The 5804-nt window shown below is 40.5% G+C and carries 7 protein-coding genes; 4 read left to right on the plus strand and 3 right to left on the minus strand.

All coding sequences use genetic code 11. From position 1 onward, the window contains the following. On the plus strand, nucleotides 1-696 hold a 696-nt coding region (locus tag LBQ60_01580; GenBank protein ID MDR2036594.1), incomplete at its 5' end, for a catalase. Between the two features lie 44 nt (nucleotides 697-740). Beyond that, on the plus strand, nucleotides 741-998 hold the full coding sequence (locus tag LBQ60_01585; protein MDR2036595.1) for a GlsB/YeaQ/YmgE family stress response membrane protein: 258 nt from the start codon (nucleotides 741-743) through the stop codon (nucleotides 996-998). Between the two features lie 69 nt (nucleotides 999-1067). Here the strand turns inward: LBQ60_01585 and LBQ60_01590 are convergent, their stop codons facing one another. The 3 genes from LBQ60_01590 to LBQ60_01600 form a co-directional block, all read right to left on the minus strand. Continuing rightward, on the minus strand, nucleotides 1068-2015 hold the full coding sequence (locus tag LBQ60_01590; protein ID MDR2036596.1) for a cation diffusion facilitator family transporter: 948 nt from the start codon (nucleotides 2013-2015) through the stop codon (nucleotides 1068-1070). A gap of 6 nt (nucleotides 2016-2021) precedes the next feature. Continuing rightward, nucleotides 2022-2387, minus strand: a complete 366-nt coding sequence (locus LBQ60_01595; protein ID MDR2036597.1) for a DUF2023 family protein — start codon at nucleotides 2385-2387, stop codon at nucleotides 2022-2024. A gap of 96 nt (nucleotides 2388-2483) precedes the next feature. Next, entirely contained in the window at nucleotides 2484-3287 is an 804-nt protein-coding gene (locus LBQ60_01600; GenBank protein ID MDR2036598.1) for a class I SAM-dependent methyltransferase, read from the minus strand. A gap of 347 nt (nucleotides 3288-3634) precedes the next feature. Here LBQ60_01600 and LBQ60_01605 point away from each other — a divergent pair, with 347 nt between their 5' ends. Next, nucleotides 3635-4924, plus strand: a complete 1290-nt coding sequence (locus LBQ60_01605; protein ID MDR2036599.1) for a hypothetical protein — start codon at nucleotides 3635-3637, stop codon at nucleotides 4922-4924. 12 nt (nucleotides 4925-4936) lie between these two features. Then, nucleotides 4937-5804 (plus strand): hypothetical protein (locus LBQ60_01610; GenBank protein MDR2036600.1); only part of this gene is annotated, 868 nt, incomplete at its 3' end.

A 5804-nucleotide genomic window follows, 5' to 3' on the forward strand; every position in this document is an offset into this window, starting at 1 on the left:
GCGAAAAGCTACCGGTTTGATCCGTTTGATATCACAAAAGTCTGGTTTCATTCCGATTATCCATTGATCCCGGTAGGTAAGTTTACATTAAACAGAAATCCTAAGGATCATTTTGGAGAAATTGAACAAGCAGCTTTTTCTCCGGGAAACTTTGTTCCGGGAATATCAGCATCACCTGATAAATTACTTCAAATAAGGTTATTTAGCTATCCTGATACACAAAGACATAGACTCGGGACTAATTTTCATCAACTCCCGGTAAATGCGGCTAAAGCAGAAATGCATAATTATCAACGTGATGGTTTCATGAATTATGGACAGGAAAGCGCTCCCAATTATTATCCGAATTCATTCAATGGTCCGGTCCCGGATGCAGGTTTTGCTCCCCCTTCACTCGATATTCAGGGAATGGCGGCCAGGCATGAGTATCCGTTAGGTGACATTGATTTTGTACAAACGGGTGAGATGTATTCACGGGTATTGTCTGATTATGATAAGAAAAACCTGGTGGGAAACATTGTCGGACACATTAAGAATGCCCAAAAACGGATACAATTACGTCAGACAGCCCTTTTTTACAAAGCTCATCCGGAGTATGGTACACGTGTTGCCGAAGGATTGGGACTGGATGTCAATAGAATAAAAGAACTGGCTGCTATGAGCCAGGATGAACGGGTAAAAGCAACAGAAAAGTAACAGAAGTAACTTTTATAATAATTAATTACTTAATTTTTAATAACATGGAAGGTTTAGGTATTTTATGGTCCATCATTATTGGAGTAGCAGCAGGAGCCATTGCAGGCTGGCTGATGAGAGGAAGCGGTTTCGGATTCCTGGTAAATATGATCGTCGGCTTATTAGGTGCTATACTCGGAGGATGGATCTATGGTCTGCTCGGATTTCAGACCACCAGTATCTGGGGAGTTTTACTGATGTCCATTGTCGGTGCGGTAGTCTTGCTCTGGGTCATTTCATTATTCCGGAAAAAAGGGGTGTAAAATACACCTCTTTTTTCTTTCAAGGAAACCTGCTCCATATAGCAGGTTTCCTGTGTTTTATCCCGAACACTATAAAGAACAGTTTTCACCGACTGCACATTCTTCATCGGGTTGTTCCATTTCCAATGTGGAATGTTGTATGTTCATGCCTAAGAGTACCTCTTTGATCCGGCATTTCAACTGTACAACTTGTGTATTATTTAATGCGGGATCGACCACCACATGCACAGTCAGGATGTTGAATTCACCGTCAATGGACCACATATGCAGATCATGCAGGGATTGTACCCCGTCGATATTCGTGATGGTGTATTTTACCTCTTCCCCGTCGATGTTTTCCGGGGTGCCTTGCAGGATCACCCGTAAGGTATCGCGTAGATTACGGTATATATTGAACAGTATGTAACAGGCAATGATAAGTGACAAGATAGGGTCGAGAATTGGAACGTCAGCGAATATCATCACAATACTTCCGATCAGTACGGCTACCCATCCCAGCACATCTTCCAACATGTGCAGTGATACGGCCCTTTCATTCAGGGAACTTCCTTTTTTCAGACGTAACATGGCTGCTCCGTTGATAACGATTCCGAAGATAGCTAGCAATAACATCCCCTTGGCATTGGTCTCTTCCGGGGATGCGATCCGTTGAATACTTTCGCTGATCACAAAGAAAGAACCCAGCAAAAGGATCACAGAATTGATCAGCGCACCCAATAAGGAGAATCTGCGGTAACCATATGAATATTTTGCATCGCTTTTTTTCTTCGATACTTTCTGAAAATACCAGGCCAGGGCCAATGAGAAACTGTCGCCTAGATCGTGTAATGCATCCGACAGTATGGCTACGCTATTTGTCAGGAAACCGCCGACTACTTCTATAATAGAAAACGATAGATTGAGGAAAAAGGCGATTTTAATGTTGGAACTCCCATGATGGTGGTGACCGTGGGAATGTCCATGGCCATGATGAGAATCATGATCATGATCTTGACTGTGTTTATGATGATTTTCCATATTTGATCAGGCCGGTATGGCCGTATTGATTATTTGTTTCCAAAGATAATCGTTTTTTCTCCGTTTCAGATTCAAAAAACGTTCACATTGTTTCAGGCCGTCGTACCCAAGCATAATGCCAAGCATAAAATCTTCTTCAGGTGTGAATTCATTCAGTTTTTTATTGCCGATTTCACGAATGACTTCCACACATTTCTCATCGCCGAAAAAGATATTGATCTTTGTTGCAGTTACTTCCCTTACCACATAACTGATATTGCGTTGGTGTAATCTTGCTTCTGCCTCGAAACGCAAGGTTGCGTCGAGGGTGTGCAATACCAGGTGGCGTAATCCCTTTTTATATTCATATATATGATGGTTCAATACTTTCATGTTTAAAATTTAAAGTTCAAGATTTAAAATTCAAGATCACCATCGGTGAGCTTTTCGAAGTACAGTCTTTTGTTTTTTTTGCTGACTTTTAGCTTTTTAGTGATGAATTTTCAAATGTATCATCCACGGTGCCATATTGTTTTTTACCCATTTGAAATGCCTGAAATAAGAAAACGGACGCATTCTTTTGGGAAATAAATCCGCAAAAGAGTAAGATTGCTTGATAAGCAATGAATCATGTATCTCCAGTAGCTTCATACGGTCTATGTAATTCATGCCCCAGGGCATGGGTGGAGCCTGATAAGATCTGGTTACCTGCATACCTTTCATTGTTTTCCGGGAATACCATTCGGGTATCATATCAAAAATAATCTCACCTTTCCTGAAATGGTCGGAAATTTGTGCAATAAGTGCTTTTGCATCTGTTCCGGAAAAATACATGATCACACCTGCCAATACAATAAAAATGGGTTTATCTTTTGGAATCAGCTTCATCCATGTAAAGTCAAGTGCAGAACAAGCGATGTTTTTTACCCTTTCATGTTGCGGTAAAAAACGGTTACGAACATCTATGGCTTCTGGTAGATCCACTGATATCCAGTTGAGCCGTCCGTTGTCGATACGCCAGAATTGAGTGTCGAGTCCTTCACCTAATGATACAATAGTGCCATTGGGATTACATTCAAGCCATGTAGAAATAGCATCATCGAACACACGGGAACGCAAAGGATGTCCTGCGTTAAATTTTCCAAAGTTTCCCGCGTAATCGTAATCGATGCGCTCCATCAACTCGAGTGCCATCGGGTCTTCAATCAATCGATCAGTGCGGCGTTGTTCACATCCTCGGTTATATAACGGCCATAACATGGTTTCAGGAACACCCGAAAGATTTATTTCCATACCCATAATGAATTAGAATTCAAATTAACGATGTAAAATAAACAGATGTACCTATGAACCACAATCCCTATTTTCGGGTAAAATATAACCGGTTGTCTAGCTATTTTTGGGGATTACCGGTTCTAAAAAGACTCTAACCATTATATCCTTATGTTTGGATTTGAAAAAGAAATGTGTTGATTATTTGATTAAAATGTATCTACCCTATCAGGAAATGAAATAAAGGATTATCTTTGCCCTTATTGGTTTAAAACGATACAACATAGCATATTGTCGGTAGGAGATAAATTATATTGGTAATAATAATATGAAAATATCGATGTTCGTATCATTAAAGTTGAAATTGCATGCTTAAGTATACAGTTATACTTACTTTAATCTTCTCTTATTTTCTGCCATCCTGTTCATCAGATTCAGGAACAAGTATTTCTACATATACTATTTCACAAGGTGATTTTACCAATGTTTTACTTGTAGACGGAATCGTTGAGCCTGTCCTTTCAACCACTCTGACAAGTCCGAGAAATTGTGACGGTGTGGTACAATATCTAGTCGAAGACGGTGTATCTGTTAAAGAAGGTGATGTCGTATGTATTATCGAGTTTCAGGAACTGCAGAATCAATACGATCAGATATCCATTTCACTTGAAAATGCTGAGGCCGGTCTGAATAAAACAAAAGCTGACCTGAACCTGCAATATGCCTTATTGGAGGCTCAGGTGAAAACCAATGAAGCCGATACAAAAATTTCCCGGATGGACTCCTTACAATTGGCTTTTTTAACCCCCAATCAAAAGAAAATAAAAGAGCTGGAGTTAGAAAAAGTAAGCATAGAAAAAGCCAGGTATGAGAAAAAAATATCGGCACTCAAGATCATCCAGCAATCCGAGATAAAAAGATGGGAATTAGAGATACAAAGGCTTGCTGTGCGTGTACAATCTGTTAAAGAACGACTGGATGCCCTGACAATTAAAGCTCCGCGGAGTGGATTGACTATAAGGGCCATCTGTCCACTTACCGATACGAAATATCAGGTGGGTGATCCGGTGTGGAGTGCAATGCCGCTGGTGATCATGCCTGATTTTAAGGAGATGAAGGTGAAGATAATGGCTTCGGAAACAGACTATAAAAATATTAGCGTTAACGATTCTGTCCATTATACTTTCGATGCCATGCCCGGTAATTCAGGATTTGGGAAAATAGTAAAGAAAGCACCGGTAGGACAGCCCTATAAGAGAGGAGGAAAAGTGAAGTATTTTGAGATAGAGGCATCCGTCGATAGTATACAAGCAATGCCGGAACCAGGATTCACAGCCAATTGCCATATTATACTGAAACAGACAAAAAATGCGCTCATTGTGCCTCAGATAGCCCTTTTTGAAGAAGATTCCATGAAGGTCGTTTTTGTGAAGAAAAAAAAGGGTTATGAAATGAGACAGGTATTGACCGGATTTTCCTCACTTAAAGAATCTGTTATCTCAGCCGGATTGTCTGTCGGAGATGTTATTTCCCTGTCCAAACCGAACGCTTCTTTAATAAAGGAAAGAGTGGCGCTACCGGACTCATTGACCAAAGTACCTGAATCACCCATTCAACCGGAAAATGCTGAAGAAGCTATACCTCTTTCACCACATTAATCATTGAATACCATGAGAAATTATCATTTAGAAAAGATCTTGATCCTTATAGTCATTGCCTTTGCATGGGCATGTGGCGATAAGGACAAACAACAGATACCGGTGGGAAAGGTTACCAAGGGGGTATTTTATATTGATATGCACGAAGAAGGAGAACTTGAAGCAATCAATGCGATCAACATATCATCGCCTTCTATTTCATGGCGGTTCGGCAGCAACATGAAGATCTCCTATATTGTAAAAGACGGTACAGAGGTAAATGCCGGCGATACATTGATCATATTCGATCCTTCGGAGGTGAATAAAGGTATTACCGATGCCCAGGGGAGATTGGAAATCAGTACTGCCGAACTTGAAAAAATGAAAGCACAACAGGAATCAGACCTTGAAGAATTAAGGGCGGATTATGAAATAACACGTATCTCTCACGAGATCTCCAAAATAAAGTTCGAACAGGCCGAATATGAGTCTGATATCATGAAAAGACAAATCGGACTGAACCTTGAAAAAGCGGAAATTTCCCTTGAAAGAGCCAAGGAACAAATAGATAACCGCATAAAGATCAATGTAGAAGAGATAAAACAGAAAAATCTGTCCATAGATCAGGATAAAGCCAGGCTCAATGAAGCCTATAGCGCATTACAACAGCTTACCGTAACCACCCGCGCTCCGGGTATCGCCATTATTAACAGAAACTGGAGCAGTGGTAACAAATATCAGGTAGGTGACCAGGTCTGGACAGGACAGCCCATCATTTCACTGCCCGACTTATCACAACTAAAGGCTACTGTTAAGATCAACGAAGTAGATATTGCGAAGATAATCAAAGGTTTGGATGTTGAAATAAAGCCCGACGCATTTTCGGAAAATAAATTTACTG

It is taken from the genome of Bacteroidales bacterium (assembly GCA_031275285.1).
In the GTDB taxonomy this organism is placed as follows: Bacteria; Bacteroidota; Bacteroidia; order Bacteroidales; family UBA4181; genus JAIRLS01.